The organism is Gordonia sp. SMJS1 (assembly GCF_029866425.1).
Classification (GTDB): Bacteria; Actinomycetota; Actinomycetes; order Mycobacteriales; family Mycobacteriaceae; genus Gordonia; species Gordonia hongkongensis.
In genome coordinates this window covers 1445662-1465188 of record NZ_CP123381.1, presented here as the reverse complement: position 1 = coordinate 1465188, position 19527 = coordinate 1445662, and the positions used below count along the sequence as shown (strand labels likewise).

At 67.7% G+C, this 19527-nt stretch carries 18 protein-coding genes; 3 read left to right on the top strand and 15 right to left on the bottom strand.

Going from position 1 to position 19527, the window contains the following annotated elements:
- The first annotated feature begins 68 nt into the window (after nt 1-68).
- Nucleotides 69-719 carry a hypothetical protein gene (locus QAD21_RS06665; RefSeq protein ID WP_280360919.1) on the top strand — a complete coding sequence of 217 codons (651 nt, stop codon included), beginning with the start codon at nt 69-71 and terminating at the stop codon, nt 717-719.
- Nucleotides 720-779: 60 nt separating this feature from the next.
- On the opposite strand, the gene QAD21_RS06660 is transcribed toward QAD21_RS06665, so the two are convergent.
- From QAD21_RS06660 to QAD21_RS06615, 10 genes are all read right to left on the bottom strand, one after another.
- Nucleotides 780-2783, bottom strand: coding sequence for a VWA domain-containing protein (locus QAD21_RS06660; protein ID WP_068970428.1), 2004 nt, complete (start codon nt 2781-2783; stop codon nt 780-782).
- A 143-nt stretch (nt 2784-2926) separates the two neighbouring features.
- A complete protein-coding gene (locus tag QAD21_RS06655) occupies nt 2927-4405 on the bottom strand; it encodes a sigma 54-interacting transcriptional regulator (RefSeq protein ID WP_280360917.1) in 1479 nt (492 codons plus the stop codon).
- A complete protein-coding gene (locus tag QAD21_RS06650) occupies nt 4374-4982 on the bottom strand; it encodes a hypothetical protein (protein WP_058251671.1) in 609 nt (202 codons plus the stop codon). The genes QAD21_RS06655 and QAD21_RS06650 overlap by 32 nt, the downstream gene beginning before the upstream one ends.
- An 11-nt stretch (nt 4983-4993) precedes the next feature.
- Nucleotides 4994-5488, bottom strand: a complete 495-nt coding sequence (locus QAD21_RS06645; RefSeq protein ID WP_280360915.1) for an SRPBCC domain-containing protein — start codon at nt 5486-5488, stop codon at nt 4994-4996.
- Nucleotides 5485-5880, bottom strand: a complete 396-nt coding sequence (locus tag QAD21_RS06640; protein ID WP_058251517.1) for a metalloregulator ArsR/SmtB family transcription factor — start codon at nt 5878-5880, stop codon at nt 5485-5487. The genes QAD21_RS06645 and QAD21_RS06640 overlap by 4 nt, the downstream gene beginning before the upstream one ends.
- 177 nt (nt 5881-6057) lie before the next feature.
- On the bottom strand, nt 6058-6963 hold the full coding sequence (locus tag QAD21_RS06635; protein WP_280360912.1) for a TauD/TfdA family dioxygenase: 906 nt from the start codon (nt 6961-6963) through the stop codon (nt 6058-6060).
- A gap of 335 nt (nt 6964-7298) precedes the next feature.
- Entirely contained in the window at nt 7299-8141 is an 843-nt protein-coding gene (locus QAD21_RS06630) for an ABC transporter ATP-binding protein (protein WP_078112195.1), read from the bottom strand.
- Nucleotides 8122-9195 carry an ABC transporter substrate-binding protein gene (locus QAD21_RS06625; RefSeq protein WP_078112224.1) on the bottom strand — a complete coding sequence of 358 codons (1074 nt, stop codon included), beginning with the start codon at nt 9193-9195 and terminating at the stop codon, nt 8122-8124. Before QAD21_RS06625 ends, QAD21_RS06630 begins: the two co-directional genes overlap by 20 nt.
- A gap of 5 nt (nt 9196-9200) precedes the next feature.
- Complete coding sequence (locus tag QAD21_RS06620) at nt 9201-10067, bottom strand: ABC transporter permease (RefSeq protein ID WP_078112196.1); 867 nt, start codon at nt 10065-10067, stop codon at nt 9201-9203.
- A gap of 137 nt (nt 10068-10204) precedes the next feature.
- Nucleotides 10205-10837, bottom strand: a complete 633-nt coding sequence (locus tag QAD21_RS06615; protein WP_280360908.1) for a hypothetical protein — start codon at nt 10835-10837, stop codon at nt 10205-10207.
- 666 nt (nt 10838-11503) lie between these two features.
- On the opposite strand from QAD21_RS06615, the gene QAD21_RS06610 reads away from it, so the two are divergent.
- Complete coding sequence (locus QAD21_RS06610; protein ID WP_280360906.1) at nt 11504-12763, top strand: HNH endonuclease signature motif containing protein; 1260 nt, start codon at nt 11504-11506, stop codon at nt 12761-12763.
- Between the two features lie 759 nt (nt 12764-13522).
- Here the strand turns inward: QAD21_RS06610 and QAD21_RS06605 are convergent.
- The 5 genes from QAD21_RS06605 to QAD21_RS25330 all read right to left on the bottom strand — a co-directional run bounded on the left by QAD21_RS06605 (nt 13523) and on the right by QAD21_RS25330 (nt 19026).
- Nucleotides 13523-14266, bottom strand: coding sequence for a sulfite exporter TauE/SafE family protein (locus QAD21_RS06605; RefSeq protein WP_277244474.1), 744 nt, complete (start codon nt 14264-14266; stop codon nt 13523-13525).
- Nucleotides 14253-15827: a bifunctional phosphoribosylaminoimidazolecarboxamide formyltransferase/IMP cyclohydrolase gene (purH, locus tag QAD21_RS06600; protein WP_277244462.1), complete on the bottom strand. Its 1575-nt coding sequence runs from the start codon at nt 15825-15827 to the stop codon at nt 14253-14255. The genes QAD21_RS06605 and purH overlap by 14 nt, the downstream gene beginning before the upstream one ends.
- Nucleotides 15824-16447 carry a phosphoribosylglycinamide formyltransferase gene (gene purN, locus QAD21_RS06595; RefSeq protein ID WP_277244463.1) on the bottom strand — a complete coding sequence of 208 codons (624 nt, stop codon included), beginning with the start codon at nt 16445-16447 and terminating at the stop codon, nt 15824-15826. The genes purH and purN overlap by 4 nt, the downstream gene beginning before the upstream one ends.
- A gap of 77 nt (nt 16448-16524) precedes the next feature.
- Nucleotides 16525-18141, bottom strand: a complete 1617-nt coding sequence (locus QAD21_RS06590; protein WP_280360904.1) for a DUF6350 family protein — start codon at nt 18139-18141, stop codon at nt 16525-16527.
- Nucleotides 18142-18285: 144 nt separating this feature from the next.
- Nucleotides 18286-19026: a DUF5336 domain-containing protein gene (locus QAD21_RS25330; RefSeq protein ID WP_348534517.1), complete on the bottom strand. Its 741-nt coding sequence runs from the start codon at nt 19024-19026 to the stop codon at nt 18286-18288.
- 162 nt (nt 19027-19188) lie between these two features.
- Here QAD21_RS25330 and QAD21_RS25325 point away from each other — a divergent pair, with 162 nt between their 5' ends.
- Nucleotides 19189-19413: a hypothetical protein gene (locus QAD21_RS25325; RefSeq protein WP_348534495.1), complete on the top strand. Its 225-nt coding sequence runs from the start codon at nt 19189-19191 to the stop codon at nt 19411-19413.
- The last annotated feature ends 114 nt before the right edge of the window (nt 19414-19527 follow it).

Genomic DNA, 19527 nt, shown 5'->3' with positions numbered 1-19527 from the left:
ACCCGGCCGAGCGGCATAATCCAACACGTCCGGGCGGGACGGCCGACCGGCGTACATCGGAGGCGAACATGAGTCAGCCCTACGATTCGGGCCAGTCCCCGTACGGCCAGCCGAACCATCCGCAGTCGCCCTTCCCCGGCAGCGGTCACCCGCTATCGGGCGGCTATGGACAACCCGCGTACCCGGGGTACCCGCCGCCGCCCGCCCCGCGCAAGGACCGGGCCGGGATGCGACGGTGGGGCAAGATCCTGACCCTGCTCGGTGTGCTGATCCTGGTCCTGTCGGTCACCGTCGGGGTGGTCATGGCGATCGCCGGCATCGGGAACGTGGCCGACAAGGCGTTCGAGGTCAACCCCACCGCCGAGCAGTACTACGACGTCGGTGACGAGTTCCAGTTGTTCAGCAGCAGCACGAACGGCGTACCCGCCTGCGAGATCACCGGTCCCGCTGCGCTGGCGTCGGGTACGAACTCGACGACCGAGTTCACCTTCGACGGTTCCGGGGTCGAATCGTTCGATTCGTTCGAGGTCGTGGAATCCGGCACCTACTCGTTCCAGTGCGATTCGCCGGCCGTCGTCGCATCCATCGACGCGTCCGGCATCCTCAGCGGTGTCGGCGGCGTGCTGCTCGCAGTCGTCGGCGGTGGATTCGGCGGCCTGCTCGCACTGGTGGGCATCGTGCTCTGGATCATCGCCGGCCGAAAGCCGAAGACCGTCTGACATTCTCGCGCCGACACATTCGCACGGACGTCGCCGCGGCGCTCATCGACGGGGCCTCGATCAGCCGCGCCGACGTCCCTTCCGGGCCCGCAGATAGTCGCCGACCACCGCGGCACCGAGACCGTCGACGTCCGGCGCCACCACGCGTCCGCCGATCCGGCGGGCGATCTGATCCATGAAGTGGGCCAGCCCGGGATCCTCGCCGAGACGGAAGAACGTGACCTGGGCGCCGATTCGCGCGACATGGTCGAGTTCCCGAACCGTCAGCGCGATGGTCTGCGGGTGCGGCGGATAGAAGAAGAACGGTTCCCCGCTCGGATCGAGATGCGCGGTCGGCTCCCCGTCCGTGACCACCAGGACCACCGGCTGCGCATTCGGGAACCGCCGGAGGTGCCGCTGGGCGAGCAACAGTGCGTGGTGCAGGTTGGTCCCCTGCTCCATCCGCGGTTGCAGACCGGTGAGCTCGGCGATGTCGATCGACCGCGCATACCTTCCGAATGCGATGAGGTGGAGTTCGTCGCTGCGGAAGCGCGTGGAGATCAGATGATTCAGGGCGATCGCGGTGCGCTTCATCGGCGTCCACCGGCCCTCCATCTCCATCGAGAAGGACGTGTCCACGAGCAGGACCACCGCAGCCTGCGTACGGCTCTCGGTCTCCGAGACCTCGACGTCGCGGACGTCGATACGCACTCCCGATCGCGCCATCTCCGACGTCGCGAGCGACGGTTCGTGGGTCTCGGACACGGTGCGCAGCACCGCATTCGACACGGTCCGGGTGACGTCCCAGGGGTCGGTGTCGCCGAATTCCCACTCCCGGGAAGCGCCGGTCGGCTCGCCGAGCAGTCCGGTCTGGCGGGTCTGGCGATCGCCCCGGCGGCCCGACAGCTGCTCGGCGATGTCGCGGAAGATCGACTGACCCAGCTGGCGCATCGCCTTCGGACTCAGCCGGAGCTGACCGTCTGCGGTGCGGTCGAAAAAGCCCTGCTCGGACAGCGCCTTCTCGAGCTCGGCCAGCATTCTCGCGTCGACCGCCGCGTCGTCGCCGAGCTGCCGGGCGAGCGCGTCGAGATCGATGTCGTCCATCTGCGCGCCGGCATACTGCTGTGACAGCTGCTCGGAGAGCGCCTCGAGTTCGGAGATGTCGCGTAGTGCCGCGGCCCCCTCGCCCAGTCCCATCGGCTGGTCGCCGGAGAACGACTGCGCGTCGTCCCAGTCCAGACCCGGTCGAGCCGCCCGGAGCTGCGAATCCATCTGCGCCAGTTGGTTCATGAGGTCCGGCGACCCGAACGCCTGCTGCGCCAGCTGGTCGAGCTCGGCGCGCTGCTCGGGGGTCAGCGAGTTGTAGAACTGTTGGGCCGCGGCCGCGCGCTGGGCGAGGGAATCGATGAGTTCCTCGGTGTTGCGCGGGTTCTCCGGGAAGAACTCACCGTGCTTGGCCATGAACTCGTCGAATGCCTCGGTGGTGTCCTCGCCCCGGTTGTGCGCGGCGAGGAGCTCGTTGAGGTCGCCGAGCATCTCCGAGATTCGTTGCCGGTCCTGCTCGTTCGCCCCCTCGAGCGCTTCCTTCATGCCGGCGAAGCGCTGGTCGAGCAATTCCCGGCCGAGCAGGTCCTTGATCTTGTCGTAGTCCTCACGCGCCTGCGGACTGCGCCAGTTGTACTCCGACAGTTCTTCGACGGCCTGGGCGGTCGACGGCGGCAGACTCCCGATCTGCATCTCGGCGAAGCGGGCGTCGTCGTCGAGATCACGCGCGAGTTGCTTGCGCTCCTCGAGTACCGCACGGTCGAGGAGTTCGCGGATCTCGGCGAAGGTGCCGTCGAGGTTGCGCTTCTTCAGCAGTTCCTGCCGGCGACGGTTGATCTGCTCGCGCAACTTGTCGAGTCCGCGCATGTTCGGTGTCCCGCGACGCAACAGTTCTCGGAGCGCCCGCTGCGGCGACGCGCCGGCCATGACATCGTCGCCGATCGTCTCCAACGCCTCGCGCAGATCGACCGGCGGCGCGAGCGGATCGGGTCCGCCGCTGTACCGCTGGTAGCGCGAACGGTGGAAGCTCTTGCGCGCCATGTGTTCTCCTCGTTTGTCGCGAACCCTTCGTGGCTCGTCGCTAACGCTCCTCGCACCTCAGGGAGCAAAGGCGGTTCCTGCACTCTCGCTCTCGCAGCGAGCCCCTGCCCCCTGAGGTGCAAGCGGAGCGAGCCACGGAGGGCTTAGCCGTAGATGGTCTGCCCGGTCTCGTCGGCCTCCTTGCCGATCCGACGGGCGAGGAAGAGTCCCTCGAGCGCGAGCTCGACCGCACTGGCACGCTCCCCGTCCGAGTCCGCTTCGAGGCGCTCGGCGATCTGGTCGAGAACGCCGGACGTGGTGTCCGGCGACGGGATGGAACCCAGCAGGTCGTCGGCACGCACCCGGTCGCCGGTGACCACCGGCTCGCCGTTCTCGAGGGCGGCGACGAGCGGCGCCATGTCGACGCCGCCGAGGTGGGCACGCACCGCGTCGGCGATGGACTTGCGCATCAGGTGCTCGAGGATCTCGAGTTCCCGGCCCTCTTCGCCGGACTCGAACTCGATCTTGCCGCGCAGCACCTCGATCACCGACTCGAGATCGACCACGCGTGCCACCGCCTGGTCCTCGCCCGTCACCGTCGCCCGGTGAAGCGCCGCGGCCGCAACGGTTTCGGCACCGGCGATGGAGAAGCGGGCGGAGACTCCCGATCGCTGGTCGATCGACGGGTGGTCACGGGCGTAGCGGGCGAACCGCGCCAGGATCTCGGTGATGAAGGTCGGGACACTGGCGGTCAGATCCGCCTCCTGCTCGATCACCGACACCTCGTCGTCGAGCTCGAGCGGGTAGTGCGTCCGGATCTCGGCTCCGAAGCGATCCTTGAGCGGGGTGATGATCCGGCCGCGGTTGGTGTAGTCCTCCGGGTTGGCACTGGCCATCACCAGGACGTCGAGCGGCAGTCGCAGGGTGTACCCGCGGACCTGGATGTCGCGCTCCTCCATCACGTTCAGCATCGACACCTGGATGCGCTCGGCGAGGTCGGGCAGCTCGTTGATGGCCACGATGCCGCGGTGCGAGCGCGGGATGAGCCCGAAGTGGATCGTCTCCGGGTCGCCGAGGCTGCGTCCCTCGGCGACCTTCATCGGGTCGATGTCACCGACGAGGTCGGCCACGGAGGTGTCCGGCGTGGCCAGCTTCTCGCTGTAGCGCTGCGATCGGTGACGCCACTCGATCGGCAGATCGTCGAGCAGGTTGGCGGCCTTCCGGATCGACCCGGGGGTGATGGGTTCGTAGGGATGCTCGGCCAGCTCGGAACCCGCGATGACCGGCGTCCACTCGTCGAGGAGCCCGACGAGGGTGCGCAGGATGCGGGTCTTGCCCTGGCCGCGCTCGCCGAGCATGACGACGTCGTGGCCGGCGATCAGCGCCCGTTCCAACTGCGGGATGACCGTCGCCTCGAAGCCCACGATGCCCGGCCAGGGGTCGCGCCCCTCGCGGAGTGCGGACAGGAGGTTGTTGCGGATCTCGTCGCGCACACTGCGCTGCACGTGACCACTGGCACGCAGTTCACCCAGGGTTCGGGGTGACGGATGCCGGGTTTCGGTCGACTGGGAGCCATGCGTGGTGAAGTTGTCGTCTGGCACCTCATCGAGGCTACTCCGCGTTGTCGAGCGCGTGCTCGTCATCACTCCTCGTCGCCGGCGTCCACCGCGGGTCCCGGCCGATGAATCCCATGAGGCGACTCACCGGGTCGGCATCGGCGTCCACCTCGACCTTCGGACCGTACTGACCCGAACTGCGGAGGATGTCGTCGATGGACGCCATGCCCTCGAGCAGTTGTCCGGCGAATCCGGGGTCGAGGTCGGGGGTGACGCCCTGGGATCGGGCGAGATCCCACGTGTGCATGTACACGTCGGCGGTGTAGAACCGGTCGATTGCCTCGACGAGTCGATGCTCGCCCGCCATCGGGTGGGTGAACGTGTCCTCGGCGGTCGGTCCGTCGAGGAGTGCCTGCACCGAGGCGGCGTGCTGTGACCACGCCCCGGCCGGGTCGTCGGCGACAGCGGGTCCCGCGGGCAGGGCCACCCCACCGGCGGCGAGGAAGCCGGTGAACCAGTCGACGAGGTGGGCCACGACGTCGCGTGCCACCCACCCGTCGACCGGCGTCGGCACCTCCCAGTCGCGGACGTCGGCGATGGCCTCCGCGAAGTCGGAGGCCACCTCTCGGTGACGCGACGATGCATCCAGTTCCGGCAGGGTCACGCCGGACACGATCAGATCTCGCCCTCGGTGAGCATGCGGTCGAGTGCGGCGTATCCCTCGTTCACGCCGACCTCCATGCCCGAGGCGAGCCAACCGTCGCGCGCTTCGAAGCTGTCGCACAGCGATTGGGCGTGGAGCCGCGTCGTGCCGTCGCCCAGATCCTCGAACCACAGGGTCTCCAGCGACACCGCATCGGGCATGCCGAGGAAGGTGAACGTCTGCACGATCTTGTCTTCGCCCACGGTGTGGAAGCACCCGCGGAATCCGAACTCCTGCCCCTCGTGGGTGGAGACATAGCTCCAGCTGCCGCCGTCGCGGACGTCCCACTCGATGACCCGGCTGCTGATCGCCTCCGGCCCGACCCACCGGACGAAGAGTTCGGGGTCGGTGTGGGCCTTCATCAGCTGGGCGGGAGTTCCGCGGAAGTCGCGGGTGATCCGGATGAGGGGGACCTCTTTGTCGGCCTCGATGGCGGCCTCGGAATAGCGGGTCTGCGTTGCGGTCATGACACCTTTCCTTCCTTGTGGAGTGGTTGTTCGACCTCGGGGTCCGACACCGTCGGATGCTGGGCCTCGGGGCCGTCGTTCATCTCGGCGAGCAACGCGTCGAGGCGCTGGTAGCGCTCCTCCGCCCGCTTCCGGTACCGCTCGATCCATTTGGTCATGAGGTCGAACACCTCTGCTTCCAGATGAACCGGACGGGTTTGGGCCTCCCGGGTTCGGGTCACCAGGCCGGCGTCCTGCAGCACCTTCAGGTGCTTCGAGACGGCCTGGATGCTGACGTCGTACGGTTCGGCGAGTTGGCTGACCGTCGCATCCGAGACCGCCAGCCGCGCAACCATGTCGCGCCGCGTCGGGTCCGCGAGTGCGGCAAACACCTTGGACAACTCGTCTGCCATCCGACCTCCTCAACCGTTTGGTTGAATACGATGGTGCGCCGGATCGTCGACCTTGTCAACCCCTCGGTTGAATAAGCTGGTCCCGGCTCGTGTACGACGCACTGAGCGGCATACGAGAACTCCCACCGCCGGCCGGGTGGCCGATGGTGGGAGTTCGGGATCGTCGGGACGTCGCGGTCAGGCAGGTCCGATGGGCGCCTCGCCGCGCAGGGTGATCCGGTGCATCACCCGGCGGGCGTCACCGTAGTCGCGGTTCGCGTAGTGCAGCGTGTTCCGGTTGTCCCAGAGGACGAGATCGCCGAGACGCCAACGGTGCCGGACGATGTGTTCGGGCTTGGTGAGGTGTGCGTAGAGCAGGTCCAGGATGCCGCGGCTCTCCGACTCGGAGACGCCGTCGATGTGCGACGTGAAACCGGGATTGACGAACAACGACTTCCGGCCCGTCTCGGGATGGATGCGCACCACCGGATGGGTGACCGGCACCAGCTCGGTGACCTCCTCACCGTCCCAGGTGTTGCCGCGGCCGTTGCGTCGTTGCTTGAGGTAGTAACCGAATTCGCGGTTGCCGTCGTGTACCGCGCTGAGTCCGTCGATCATCCGCCGAACCGGTTCCGACAGCGACTGGTACGCGAGCTCGGCGTCCGCCCAGTTGGTGTCACCGCCGTTGCGCGGCAACACAACCGGACGCAGGATCGAGCCCATCGGCGGACGCGGCATGAAGGTGACATCGGTGTGCCACACGTCGGCGAAGCCGTTGTCGGCGCTGTCGAGCGAGTAGACCTCGCCGGGTACGTCGCCGCTGTTCCACACCGGATGCCCGAAGGTCAGGTCTCCCAGCCGGTTTCCGAACCGGATGTGCGCCTCGTCGTCGAGGTGCTGATCGCGCAGGACGATGACCTTGTAGTCGATCAGCGCCCGGCGCAACGCGGACACCTGTGCGTCGGTGGCGGATGCGACATCGACGCCGCGGATCTCGGCACCGAAACTCGGGCCGAACTCGTCGATGTCGAATTCGACTCCGCCGGAGATGGTTCCGGCGTCAGGACGGTGCGTGGTGGCGACGGGGTGAGAGGTGGTGGTCATGAGGATTGTTCTCCAGGTCGATGAAGGCGGGGGTCGGAGCGGGGTGCGCCGGCGGCGAACCGTGGTGCGATCCGTCCGCCCAGTTCATCGAGTGGAGGGTGCCCTGGTGTGCGCTGATCGAGCCGAACGCGCCTCGCGTATTTCCGCTGGTTGAGCCGGCGAGGAGCGGAGCCGCCGGGCCGAGCAAGCGACGAAGGAGCGCGTCGAGGTCGACGAGCCGAGTCGAAGCCACTGCGGTGGCGGACGACGCTGGAACGGAGGACACCCCCACTTCCTAACCGGACGCCGCGCCACCGCACAGGGTTGAGCCCACGCTGAGGAAAAGGCCCGGCCGCTCATGCGACCGCGGCATCCTTCACCTCAGCATCTTTCACGGCGGCCTCCTTCACCGCGGCACCGATCTCGGCGCGCAGGGCGGCGTATTCGGGTGAACCGCGTAGTTCGTCGGGTTCGACGCCGGTGCGCGGCAACGTCGAGGTGAGGTCCAGTGCGACCTGTCCCGGTCGTTTGGTGAGCACGATGATCCGACTTCCCAGGAACGCTGCCTCGTCGGCGCTGTGGGTGACGAAGACGTTGGTGCGTCCGCTGTCCGCGCTCACCGCCCGCACATCCTCCTGCAACCGTTCCCGCGTGAGGGCGTCCAGCGCCGCGAACGGCTCGTCGAGCAGCAGCAACGGCGTATCGGCCGCCAGCGCACGGGCGATGGCCACCCGCTGCTGTTGCCCGCCGGAGATCTCCCAGATGCGCCGGCCGGCGGTGTCGTCCAGACCGACGCGTTCGAGGAGTTCGGCGCGGCGTGCCACCCGTTCGGATTTGGGGACCTTCGCGTACTTGAGCGCGAGATCGACGTTGCCGCCCACCGTCTTCCACGGGAACAGGCGCGGTTGCTGGAAGACGACTCCGGAGGTCACCCCGGGTACCGGGGCGCCTCCCGACACCTCCACCCTCCCCACCGTCGCGGGTTCGAACCCGGCGATGAGTCGCAGGAGGGTGGACTTGCCGCATCCGGACGCACCCACCAGCACCAGGAACTCGCCCGGCGGGACGTCCAGGTCGACCGGGCCGACCGCGGTCACGGCGTCCGCACCTGTCCCGTACCTCTGGGACACGTTGTGCAGACGGATCGAGACGCGTCGCCCCTCGGGTCGGTCCGGCGGACTACTGCTGTTCGAGGACACCCGGCAATCCCTCTGTGTAGATGGCCTCGCGGAAGGTCTCGATCGGCGGTGCGGCCGGGATCTGCTGCTGCTCGGCGAGGAACACCGCCGCGCTGTGTAGGTTCTCGGAGAGATTGCCCGGGTTGCCCTGGGTACCGAGCCACGTCGGACTGGTCAGCTCCGCGACGGTGAGGAAGGTGCCCTGCTTCAACTGGTTGGCCGCATCCTCCGGGGTCGTGCCCAGCTGTGCGGCGACGGCGTCGGCAGCGGCCTGCGGGTCGTCCTTGATGAGGGTGAGCGCGCGGGCCTGGACCTGCCGCCAGGTGTTCACGACCTCAGGGTTCGCCGTCGCGAATTCACTGGAGACCACACCGAGGTCGAGCGTGGGCTTGCCAGCGGTGGCCAATTGCCGGCTGGCGATGAGAGTCGTTCCGTCCTGGCGCAATTCGTCGAGCGTGGGCAGCCAGGTGTAGACCGCGTCGACGTCGCCGCGCTGCCAGGCCGCCAGCGAGGCCTGCGGCTGCAGATCGATCAGGTTCACGTCCTTCGGGTTCACGCCGGCCTGGTTCAGCGCGGCCAGCAGGCTGTAGTGGGCGGTCGAGGCGAACGCTGTCGCCACCCGCTTGCCCTTGAGATCGGCGACGGTCTCGATGCCGGTTCCGTTGCGCGCGACAAGGGCCTCGTTGTCGCCGGCGACGTCGAGCACGAAAGCCACCTGGTACGGGATGTTCAGCGGCGCGGACAGTCCACGGGCCACGGGGCTGGAGCCGATGGCGGCGAAGTCGACCTCTTTGGCGACGAACGCGGTGTTGATGTCGGCACCGGAGTCGAACTTGGTCCACTTGATGTTGTAGTCCGGCAGCGCTTCTTCGAGCCACCCGTTGTTCTTGACGATCAGGTCGCCGCTCGGGAACGACTGGTAGGCGAGCCGGATCGTCGGCTTGCTGTCGTCCCCGGAGTTGTCGACCGAGCAACCGGCGAGCACCAGCGCCACTGCGGCGATCATCCCGAGCACCGCACCGAAGCGCGACCGGCGCAGCCGGTACGAACCGGCCCTCTTGCGTGTGATTGTCATGTCTTTCAGGCCTTTCCGCGCCACGGCACCACTCGGTGCTCGATTGTTCGTAGGAGCCCGTCGATGATCAGTCCGGACAGACCGATGGCGATGATGCCGACCAGGACGACGGGGGTGTTGTTGTAGTTGCTGGCGTCCTTGACCACGCCACCGATTCCGGGAATGCCGTTGAAGAGCTCGGCAGCGACCACGGAGGAATACGCGATGCCGACCGAAAGCCGCACGCCGGTGAAGGTCTCGGGCAGCGCCGACGGTACGACGACGTCGCGGATCACCTCGGACCGCGAGGCCCCGAGCGCGCGCGCCGCCTCGATGAGACTCACCGGCGCGGCACTGACGGCGGCGGTGGTCGCCACCGCCGCGGGCGGTAGCGCGGCCAATGCCAGCAGCGTGATCTTCGGCGCCTCGTCGATGCCGAGCCAGATGACCAACAGGAAGAAGTAGGCCAGCGGCGGTAGAGCGCGCAGGAACGTGAGCCACGGTTCCAGCAGGCGTCGGAACCACCCCACCGTTCCCATCGCCAGACCGAGCAGCACGCCGAGGATCACGCCGATCGCCACACCTGCGAAGACCCGGCGCAGCGTCATGTACAGGTGTTCCCACCAGTAATAGTCGGCATAGCCGCGGACTCCGTCGTGCGTCGTGGACATGTCGACAAAGGCCTGCCACACGGTGCCCAGGCGCGGCACGAAGGTCTCACTCCAGATCCCGCTGACGGCGACGACCTGCCACACGGCGGCGAACAGCACCACCGAGAGCAACGGGAGTCCCACCCGGGTCAACAGCGATCGCGCGCGAGACGAACCGCCGGGCGACGTGCGCTCCGCCCCACCACCCGCTTCGTCCGGGGTGATGTCCACAAACAAGGTCACCGTGCATGTCTAGACATCGCGAACCCCGGCGACCAGAGTTTTCCTCTCCGAGAGGAAAACTCCCGCCGGATGCATACGGATCCGGCGCGATGTGCTTGTGGCGTGGGGTTTCGCTGGTCGCGTCCGTGGGAAGTTGCCTAGAACACGAACTGCGCGGCCACCTCGGCGACACCGGCCAGCGCGGACTGGACGCGAGCGTGTAGCGCGACTCCGGCGGCTGTCCATCCGGGTTCGTCGTCGAGGTCGGCGTCGTGTGGACGCGCGTTCCACACGTCGTTCCACTCGGTGAGCTCCGCTGCCAGCTCGGGGTCGAGGCCCAGGCGCAATGGGTCGGCGGGGTAGTTCTCGGTGAAGCTCTCCCAGAGTGGTCCGGCGCTCCACTCGGGGAACATGCGGATGAGCCGCAGGCCGTCGGGAAGCACCACAGGTCGGGATTGTGCGGAGCGGGAGGCGAGATATCGCAGCTGCATCTCGGCTCGCCCTGCCCGCTCGACCCGTGTACGAGCGGGCTCCCGATAGTCGTACCCCGACAGCCACATCAGTCGCTCATGGTCGGCTCCATCGTCGACGACGACAGCGAGCGACCACAACTTGCCCTGATCGGTGAAGAAGTAATCCGCGTCCGAGATCACCGTCGTCACATCACATCCGGAGTAGTCGAGGACCTCCGCGCGGTAACCGGCCCCGTCGTACTCGAAACCGAAGAGTCTCGAACGTGTCTCGCCACCGGCGTCATCGCCACCCGACCGCACCGTGTTGCTGTTCGTCATCTCTTCAAACCCCCGATCGGTCAGGATCTCACACACATCCAGCCGCCCTAAGCGACAAACCCTTGCGACCGAGGTGCACGACAAGACGCCTGCGCGTCCGAGGTGCGGGAAGCGTACGCATGCTTCCTGATCCGAAAGAACCGCAAACCCCTGGTCCCTGAGGTGCGAGGAGCGCAAGCCGCCGGGCCGAGCAAGCGACGAAGGAGCGCGTCGAGGTCGACGAGCCACGAAGGGCCCTGATGAGGCACCTTGCGAGCCCTTCGTGGCTCGCTTCGCTCGCACCTCAGCAAGCAGAAGTCTGGACGCTCACGAGTGTTTTTCGTAGTCCACAACGGCCGCCAGGCCGTACTTACTGAGGTGCAAGAAACGAACCCTCCCCCGCTCCCCGAGACGGGAGAAGCGCAAGCACCGACCCCCTCCGTCCCCCGAGGCGCGACGAGCGCAAGCGACGAGCCTCGAAGGGGTCTACACCCCAGGCCGAACTCAAAACCGCTCGCAATCAGGCCGATCGAACGTGAACCGAAATGCGGGACGAGTGTGACTGGAGTACACCTTGTCAACAATCCACGCCCACCCAACGCGAATCGACGCACAGACGACGAAATATGCTGCACAGTCGATGAATTCGTGGTTCTCGGCCTGTGGAATTCCCTCGAAATCGAACGAATGTTCCGGTACCTTGGAGTCATGCCCGAGCTCGCCACCCTCCTCGATCAGCTCATCGAAACCACCCCACCCGCCGACGACCCAACCAGCAGAGCAACATTCGACGCCCTCGAGACACTGCGCTTGATCCGCAACACCGTCGACCACCAGATCGTCACCCACACAGCGCAACTCGACGACCTCCGTGTCGCCCAGAAATCGGGCAGCACCACCAAGAAACTGCTGATCGAGTCAGGCCACGCACCTGCCGCCGCTTTTCGCACCATGCGCAGTGTCGACGCCCTGCCCAACCTGCCCGCTTTGGCGCGTCACGCGGCCGACGGGCGGCTGTCCAGCGAGATCGTCGACGCCATCGTCCGAGGCATGCACCAGATCGACAAGCGTTGTGGTGAGGCGCTTTCCGACGACAAGCGCTCACGGTATGAGCTCGAACTCATCGCCCAAGCACTGTCCGGTGCGACGCCGCCGCAAGTACTCAAGCATGCCCGAGCCATCGTCAACACTCTGGCGGACGCCTCCGACACCAGCGTACCGGCCGCCGACGACCCATCGCTGAACGCGGTCAACGCCCACACCACCGACGACGGCCGCGTCGAAATCCGGGCCGACCTCACCCAGATCGTCGGCGAGAAGTTCCAGGCCATGATCGACGAACGATCGTGTCCACGGCCCGAACCCGACGGAGCCGAAGATCGACGAACCGCCGAGCAGCGCCGTGCCGACGCCTTCGAGTTGATCCTCGACCAAGCAGCGATCGGCGCGACCATCGACACCGTCGGAAGCCCACGCACGCAACTGATGCTGACCATCCCCGCCACCGGAGAACTCGCAACGCTGCCGTGGACCGGGACGGTCAGCCATGCCACCGCGAAACAGGTCTCCTGCGACGGATCCCTGACCGAGATCGTCCTCGACAGTGAGGGCGTACCGCTGCAGATGGGTCACACCCGTCGGTTGTATCCGGCACACCTCCGCAAAGCAATCATCGTGCGCGACGCCTGCTGCATCAAATGCGGTGCACCACCGTCACATACCCAGGTCCACCACATCAAGTCGTGGGCCGACGGTGGACCCACCGACCTCGACAACGGCTGTTTGCTGTGTCAGCGCTGCCATACGCAGGTCCACCACCACGGCTGGGACATCGTGATGGGTTTCGACCGCCATCCCTGGCTCGTCCCACCCGCCAGTATTGACCCGCAACGCCGACCACTACCCGCCTACAACCGCCGCACCATGCGACTCGACGACGCCGCCTGACCGACCCTCCGACACACACTTTCGCGTAGCACCTTTTCGCACCCGGCCATCACCCGGGATCGCATCCGTCCCTTGACAACTCCACAGAGACACAGCAGTCGGCTCCGTTCCCGGTCGGATCGTGGACCGGGAACGGGGCCGTACTGCGAAACCCTTGCCGCTACTCCACCCTTGCACCTGGACCACCTGCGGGCTGACGCCCGCCGTGAACTGCCACATGGGCTGCCGCCCCGTCAGTGGGCCGCGATACTTCCGACTGCGGCAAATCGATCTCAGGTAGCGCACCCTGTTGGGCAGCTTCACCTCCAGGCCGAAGTTCCTCTCAGACAACTGCGCCCAATGGGCCAACAAAGACCGGCATCGCTGTATGCCCGTGCCCCCCACATTGAAGCGCTCCTTCGGCCGAACGTGCGCTACTGACTACATGCGCAACCGATCCGAGGAAGCGCGACTGCCTCACCCCCGGCCGCAAGGCCCTACCGAGGAGCGCACTCGACCTCGGCCGGCGGGACTGTCTCGCATACCTGCCCCGGATTTGTGACCGGCAGACTTCATCTCGACTCCCAGACCTCGATCGAAGTCTGCCGGTCGAGTTGAAGTCTGCCGGTCGCCGGACCCTTCGTGACGCGCCCTCCGCAAGCTCCGGACGCTCCTCAAGGAGCAGGGGCTGACGCGCCCTCCGCAAGCTCCGGACGCACCTCAGGGAGCAGGGGCTGACGCGGGCACACCGACGACAACCGCCTGCTCATCACGCCGACGTCAGCTGACCGCGAGCCACGCCGCGAGGCCGAGCCCGCAGACCCCGACCACGATCCGGAGCGGCCCGGGCGGCAGCCGTTTCACGACCGGCGGACCGCACCATCCGCCGGCAAGGCAGCCGACGGCCATGGCGAGCGCCGCCCACCAGTCGACGGGACCCCAGATCATGAAGCCGATGGCGGCGATCGTGTTGGCGATGCCGAGGAACAACGACTTGGACAACGCTGCGCGCCACAGTGGTTCGCTGGTCACCACGAGCATCAGCGCAAGGATCATGATGCCGGCGCCCGCCCCGAAGTACCCGCCGTACACCGAGATCAGCGTCAGGCCGAGGATGAACACCCAGGGACGCTCGACGTGCGAGGTGGCCCACCGCCGCAGAACCGGTTGCGCCAGCAGGGCGATCGCGGCGATCGCCACCAGGAACGGCACGACGGCCTCGAAGGCCTCGGCCGGGGTCGACAACAACAGCACCGCCCCGGCCGTTCCGCCGACGAGCGAGGCGATCGCGCCGATCATCAGCCGCCTGCGGTCACCGTTGAGGAGGGAGCGTCCCGACTGTGCGGTACTGCCCACCCCGACGGCGACCAGCGCGACCGTGTTCGTGACATTGGCCGCGATCGGACTGAGTCCGACGGCGAGCAGTGCGGGATAGCTGACGATCGACGCCAGCCCGGTGATGTAACCGATCAGGCCGGCGCCGAACCCGGCGACGACCAGTAGAGCCAGCTCAGTGAGCGAAATGACGTGCCCCGGTGAGGTAGAGCGTCACGCCCGCCTCGTCGGCCGCCTCGATCACCTCGTTGTCGCGGATCGAACCGCCCGGCTGCGCAACGGCTTTGACCCCGGCCGACAGCAGCACCTGCAGTCCGTCCGGGAAGGGGAAGAACGCGTCCGACGCCCCGACGCTCCCCGCTGCCCGGTCGCCGGCGCGTTGCACGGCCAGGTGCGCCGAGTCGACGCGATTGACCTGGCCCATGCCGACGCCGACCGACGCACCGTCGGACGCCAGCAGAATGGCGTTGGACTTGACCGAACGGCACGCACGCCAGGCGAACTCGAGGTCGGCAAGGGTCTGGTTGTCGGCCGGCGGACCCGCCACGAGGCTCCAGTTGGCCGGATTGTCGCCGTCGGCGTCGAGGACGTCGCGCTGCTGCATCAGCAGTCCACCCGACACCGGCTTCGTCTCGATCCCGGTCGCCGCCGGCGGGGTGGCCACCAGGACGCGGATGTTCTTCTTGCGGGTCAGCACCGAGAGCGCACCGTCGGCGAAGCCGGGCGCGACGATGACCTCGGTGAAGATCTCGGCGACCTGCTCGGCCATCGCCACGGTGATCTCACGATTGGCGGCGATGACGCCGCCGTAGGCGCTGACGGGATCGCACGCGTGCGCCTTGCGATGCGCCTCCGCGATGTCGGCGCCGATGGCGATGCCACACGGGTTGGCGTGCTTGATGATCGCGACCGCCGGGGCATCGAAGTCGTAGGCGGCGCGCCACGCGGCGTCGGCGTCGGTGTAGTTGTTGTAGCTCATCTCCTTGCCGTGGAGCTGCTCGGCGGTCGCAACCCCGCCGGCCCCGGCGTTGCCGACATACAGTGCGGCCGGCTGGTGCGGGTTCTCGCCGTAACGCAGCACCGCGGAGCGGGTCCACGTCGCACCGGCCCACGCCGGGAACTGCGACTCGTCCTCGGGCGCAACCACACTCGACATCCACGACGCGACCGCGACGTCGTAGTCAGCGGTGTGCCGGAAAGCCTTGGCCGCGAGCTTCTTCCGGTCGACGAGCGAGAACCCGTCGGCCGCGAGGGCCTCGGTCACCAGCGAGTAGTCATCAGGATCGACCACGACAGCGACCGACGGGTGGTTCTTCGCGGCCCCACGCACCATCGACGGGCCGCCGATGTCGATCTGCTCGATGCACTCGTCCGGAGTCGCACCGGACGCCACCGTTTCGGTGAACGGATAGAGATTGACGACGACGAGATCGAATGCGGCGACGCCCAGTTCGTCGAGCTGAGCCACATGATCGGACTTGCGGGTATCGGCGAGGATGCCCGCGTGCACCTTGGGGTGCAGGGTCTTGACGCGGCCGTCGAGGCACTCGGGGAAGCCCGTCAGCGTGGACACCTCCACGACCGGCACGCCCGCGCCAGCGATGGTCTTCGCGGTGGACCCGGTGGACACGATCTCCACTCCGGCCGCGTGCAGTGCCGTCGCGAGGTCGGCGAGACCGCTCTTGTCGTAGACACTCACCAGCGCGCGCCGAATCGGTCGGCGAGAGCTGTCAGAGCTGGGTGCGTTCACGGGATGCGGGCCTTTCGTCCATCGATGACTACTCCTCTGGTGACCAGTGCGGTCACCACGTCGGCGAGCAACACGCGCTCGACCGTCTTGATTCGCTCGTGCAGGGTGTCGGCGGTGTCGTCGTCGACGACGCTGACCACCTGTTGCGCCAGAATCGGGCCGGTGTCCACGCCCTCGTCGACAAGATGGACCGTCGCGCCGGTGACCTTGACGCCGTAGTCGAGCGCCTCGGCGACCCCGTGGGCGCCCGGGAACGCGGGCAGCAGCGCTGGATGACTGTTGACGACGCGACCGCCGAACCGGCCGAGAAAAGCCGGGCCGAGGATCTTCATGAAACCGGCGGTCACCACCCACTCCGGCTCGATCGCGGCGACCTCGTCGGTCAGCTCACGATCCCACGTCGCGCGGTCGGCGTGGTCGGCGACACGGCAGGTGATGAGCGGGATGTCGTGGCGCTGCGCGACCTCTTGCGCCCGGCACGAGCGGTCGACCACGATCGCCGCGACACGAAACGGGGCATCCTCGTCACCGGCGCGCGCGATCAGCGATTCCAGCAGCGAACCGGTGCCCGACGCCATCACCACCAGCGGGGTGCGACCAGGTGCCGTCGGGGATGTCACGTCGTCGAGACTAATCGCCGCACAATGGGCCGCCCGCGCCGGGTGGCGCCGCCGGGGCACGCCCGGGAAGCGCGCTGTCAGCGTTGACGTGAGGCCCCGTGTGAACCGGGATGGAGGTCGTGATCCACGTCGACGGCGAGATCCGCCACGTCGAGATCGTCGTCGTACACGCGGTTCTTCACCGGCGCGCGCCCGGATGCGGTGTCGAGATCAGAGTCGCCCGGGTCCGACTCGGCGACGTACTCCGCGTCGTCGTCCGCGAGGTCAGCGTCCCCGAATTCACCGTCGTCGAACTCGCCGTCGTCGTAGTCCGAACCCTCGTACTCCGAATCCTCGAATTCGCCGTCCTCGACCTCGGAGTACTCGGCGTACTCGTCGTCCTCGTCCAGATCGGTGACGATGACGTATTCGTCCTCGTAACCGAGGTCGAATGGATCCTCGAAATACTCATCGCCGACAGCGAGACGTGCCGCTCGGGTCGACGGCAGGAAGGCGTAGACGAGCACGATGAGCAGGCCGACGACCGCGATCCAACCCAGCGTGAAGACCCCGGCCGCCGACACAGTCACGACGACCTCGCCGAACTCCCCCAGCGTTCCACCCGCCGAGACGGTGAGAACGGCGACCACCGAGGCCGCGACCGCCGCGGCCACACCCACCGAACGCACGTGGGCCATGGGATCGAGGTCGCGGCATCGCCAGCCGACGAACGCGGCGACACCGGCCGGCACGAGCAGTCCGACGAACCCCCACGCCCCGGCACCCGGCCCGTCGGGAAGGACCGCGAGAACCGGGACGGGCGGGACGGCGTCACCGCGGACCGTGAACAGGTCGACGGTCGTCGCACCGATCTGGACGTCGGAACCCACGAGCACCGCCATCGCGGCGACCATCACGTTCGGGAGGTAGAGCATCGACAGCAGGGTGAGTCCCAGGAACCCGTCGAAGTCGTAACCGGTCTCGATCAGTTCACCGATCTGCCCGTGCCTCATCAACATGCGCAGACACACCAGCACGGCTCCGGCCACCAGTAGCAGCAGGGCCGCCACCAGCCCGTACCGGAAACCGCGACGATCGGCGTGGGTCACGCCCCCGCGGACGGCGAAGTCGCGTCGTCGGCTCCACACGACACCGGCGACCGCCGCACCGCCGTGTACGCCGAGGGTGCAGAGGAACGCGAGCAGCGCGTTGGGCGTCTGCAACGGCAGGACCGACCCGCCGTCCATGACGACCGCCAGGGACATCGCGGTGATGAGAACGGGACCAATCACCGCCGAGAACACGACGGCGCCGAGGTCGAACAGCTCGTGCCTATCGCGTTCGTTCGAGTTCGTGCCACCGGCGACGGCCCGGGCCGTCAGCCAGGCAGTGCCGGCGGCGACCGCCAGCGTCGGCAGCAGCGGCAGCACGCCTACGGTGACCCCGCTGATCGTGACCGGCACCTGGTGGACGGCCAGCCAGCCCGAGGCGATCGCACTCGGCAGTCCGGTCAGGCCGCTGCCGGCCAGCAGCAGCACCGAGAGCATCACGACGATCAGCGTCACCAGCGCTATCGCTGGAACGGTGAACGCGACAACCGCGAGCTGCCGGGCCGAGCCCTCGGCCGCCGTGCGCTGCGCACGACGTGATCGCCGCAGGTTACGCAGCTGCGACGCCAGATTGTCCGTGGTCGGGTCCGACTTGAGGGAGGGCATCGTCATGAGCCTGACACGGTCCCGGCCGACGCCGTCGTAGACGCGCCGAGCGGCCTGCGAAAGGGAGTCAGCTCACCGCTGGACCGTCCGCACGACGACAGTGCCCCGTCGACCGATGGTCGACGGGGCACTGTGGGGGTTCTGTCAGTTGCCGCTGCCGGTGGGCGGCTCCGGCTTCTGGAAGACCGTGGTCGAGTGGTCTCCGGCCGGGGTGTCGGTGCCCGAGGGGCTAGCGGATCCACCGGGCGCGGCCGGGGATGCGCCCGAGGCGCCGGCCGCGTACTGGCCGGGACGGTAGTCCCCGTAGCCCGACTCGCCGTGACCGGAGGCCGATGCCGACGATTCGCTCGCACCGCCGGAGTAACCGCTCTGACCGGCGGTCGACGCGCCCGACGACTGCGAGTAGGCCGACGGGTCGTAGTTCGCCGACGACTGCTGGCCGTACTGAGCCTGCGCGCTGCCGGTGCCGTAGGCGGTGGTCTGCGCGTCGCCGTAGCCACCGGTCTGCTGGTGAGCGCCGGTGTCGGACTGCGCGGCCGACGAGCCGGGGGCCACCGCTGCGGTCGCCGAGCCCACCGCGGGCGCCACCTTGATGACGCCGGCGTCGACGAGCAACCACACGACTGCGAGGACCGCGGACAGAAGGGTGAAGATCAGCAGCACGATCGCCCCGGCACCGTTGTCGTCGATGTTGAGGAACTGGAACAGCGTGATCAGGAACGAGGTGATCGCCAGCGACGCCACGATCGGCGCCGCAGGCACCTTGATGCCCGGGATCAGCGAGATGAGCGCCAGGATGCCGGCAACGCTGATCAGCGTGTACGGCGCGTTGTACTGGGTCTGGAACAGCTTGAGCGCGAAGTCATAGGTCTCGGCGGCGGACAGGAACCCACTGAACAGGGCGATGAGGCCGAAGGCGCCGATCGCGGCGGCGAGAAGAACCGGGGTGATGGCCGGCAGTCCCTGACTCGGCGCCTTGGTCGGCTGCGGGGAATATCCGTACTGGCCGTAGCCCTGCTGGCCCTGCTGGTCCTGGCCGTACCCGGGTTGGCCGTATCCCTGCTGGCCATATCCCTGCTGGCCGTACCCCTGCGCGGGGCTCTGGCCGTAGCCCGGCTGCCCCTGGCCGTAGGACTGTCCGCTCTGCCCGTACTGCTGGCCCCCGTACTGCTGACCCCCGTACTGCGGGGCCTGTCCGTACTGATCGGAACCGGGAGCGGGGCTCGCCTGCGGACCCGTGTTGTGCGCGCCGGACTGGGGAATCCGGATTGATTGCCGTACTGGCCGTAGGACTGGCCGGACTCGGGCTGCTGCTGCCCGTAGCCGCCGGGTGGGTAGGTCATGACGATCTCCTGGTCGGGTCGGTCGGTCAGGATCAGCGGGTCG

Excerpts from the sequence above, each read along its gene's own strand:
- QAD21_RS06665 (WP_280360919.1), top strand. The coding sequence starts at position 69 with ATGAGTCAGCCCTACGATTCGGGCCAGTCCCCGTACGGCCAGCCGAAC.
- QAD21_RS06660 (WP_068970428.1), bottom strand. The coding sequence starts at position 2,783 with ATGGCGCGCAAGAGCTTCCACCGTTCGCGCTACCAGCGGTACAGCGGC.
- QAD21_RS06655 (WP_280360917.1), bottom strand. The coding sequence starts at position 4,405 with ATGACGAGCACGCGCTCGACAACGCGGAGTAGCCTCGATGAGGTGCCA.
- QAD21_RS06645 (WP_280360915.1), bottom strand. The coding sequence starts at position 5,488 with ATGACCGCAACGCAGACCCGCTATTCCGAGGCCGCCATCGAGGCCGAC.
- QAD21_RS06640 (WP_058251517.1), bottom strand. The coding sequence starts at position 5,880 with ATGGCAGACGAGTTGTCCAAGGTGTTTGCCGCACTCGCGGACCCGACG.
- QAD21_RS06635 (WP_280360912.1), bottom strand. The coding sequence starts at position 6,963 with ATGACCACCACCTCTCACCCCGTCGCCACCACGCACCGTCCTGACGCC.
- QAD21_RS06625 (WP_078112224.1), bottom strand. The coding sequence starts at position 9,195 with ATGACAATCACACGCAAGAGGGCCGGTTCGTACCGGCTGCGCCGGTCG.
- QAD21_RS06615 (WP_280360908.1), bottom strand. The coding sequence starts at position 10,837 with ATGACGAACAGCAACACGGTGCGGTCGGGTGGCGATGACGCCGGTGGC.
- QAD21_RS06610 (WP_280360906.1), top strand. The coding sequence starts at position 11,504 with ATGTTCCGGTACCTTGGAGTCATGCCCGAGCTCGCCACCCTCCTCGAT.
- QAD21_RS06590 (WP_280360904.1), bottom strand. The coding sequence starts at position 18,141 with ATGCCCTCCCTCAAGTCGGACCCGACCACGGACAATCTGGCGTCGCAG.